Origin of the sequence: Bacteroides sp. 519, from assembly GCF_010500955.1 — a bacterium.
Taxonomy (GTDB): domain Bacteria; phylum Bacteroidota; class Bacteroidia; order Bacteroidales; family Bacteroidaceae; genus Bacteroides.
The window spans coordinates 1-1,154 of sequence record NZ_QVMJ01000060.1 but is presented as its reverse complement, the minus strand read 5'-3'; the positions used below and the strand labels follow the sequence as shown (position 1 = coordinate 1,154).

General features: G+C 45.4%; 2 protein-coding genes. Both read left to right on the top strand.

Annotation, left to right across the window (positions count from 1 at the left end):
- A partial coding sequence (locus D0T85_RS21860) for a DUF3575 domain-containing protein (protein WP_163215648.1) occupies nucleotides 1–190 on the top strand: 190 nt, incomplete at its 5' end.
- 118 nt (nucleotides 191–308) lie between these two features.
- Nucleotides 309–1,154: DUF3868 domain-containing protein (locus D0T85_RS21855; protein WP_163215647.1), on the top strand; the 846-nt coding region annotated here is incomplete at its 3' end.

The window sequence follows — 1,154 nt, the reverse complement described above, 5'->3', positions numbered from 1 at the left end:
TGTATCATGGGGCTATCACTGGTTGTTATCACCCCGTTGGTCTCTTGAAGCCACCGTTGGTTTCGGCTACGCCTATATAGATTACGAAAAGTTTGAAGCACCAAAATGCGGTTTGAAACTCGACGAAGGCACTACGCATTATGTTGGGCCAACAAAGATTGGGTTGAGTTTGATTTATTTTTTGAAATAAAATGAAGCTACTGATTTTTGAAACGCAGATTAACGCGGATTAACGCGGATTAATCTCTAATTAAATAATCTGCGTTAATCCGCGTTAATCTGCGTTTCAAACCAAAAATAACAAAAAGATGAAAAATAAAAATAAACAAAAAGGTTACTTAACCGCCTTTATACTCTTCTTTACTATCTGTGGCACCATCAACGCCCAAAACTACAAAGGCTCTGTTTACGTAGAATCGACCGATTTTTCGGAACGCAACGACAGTTTAATTGTTTGTTTCGACATTAAAGTAGAAGCCAATGCTGTTCCCAACTGCTCTAGCATGTATTTTACGCCCGAGTTGCGTAACGGCAAACAAATCGTTGACCTTCCCTACGTACAATTGAACGGTAAAACCCGTTCGATGATTAACGCCCGTTGGTTTATGGTTGCCAGCGACGAATGGCTGTCTCTTTACGACGCCCCCCGCATGATTGTGAACGCCAATAAATATACCGACGAACACATGAGCTACCAAGTAGCCATTCCCTACGAAGGTTGGATGGACAACGCCAGCCTGTACCTCCGTCAGGAACTGATAGGTTGCCGTAGTGAAGTAAACCTTTACACCTATAAGTTAAGCGACCGTGTTAAAATGGCCCCCCGTGCCCCTTACGAAGTGCAACCGCTTGTAGCCTTGGTAGCCCCCGCTCCCGAAGTGAAGACCCGTAACCGTCAGGGTAGCGCTTTCCTTGACTTTCAGGTTGGCCGCTCGGTAATCCTTCCCGACTTCCGTCGTAACCCGGTTGAGTTAGGCAAAATCAACGATGCCTTCCTTGAAGTAATGGGCGATCAGGATGCACAAATCACCGGTCTGTTTATCGATGGCTATGCCTCACCCGAAGGCAAATACGCCAGCAACGACAAATTAGCCCACAACCGCTCTGTTGCCCTGAAAGATTATATCAAGAACCACTACCTGTTGGCCGAAAAC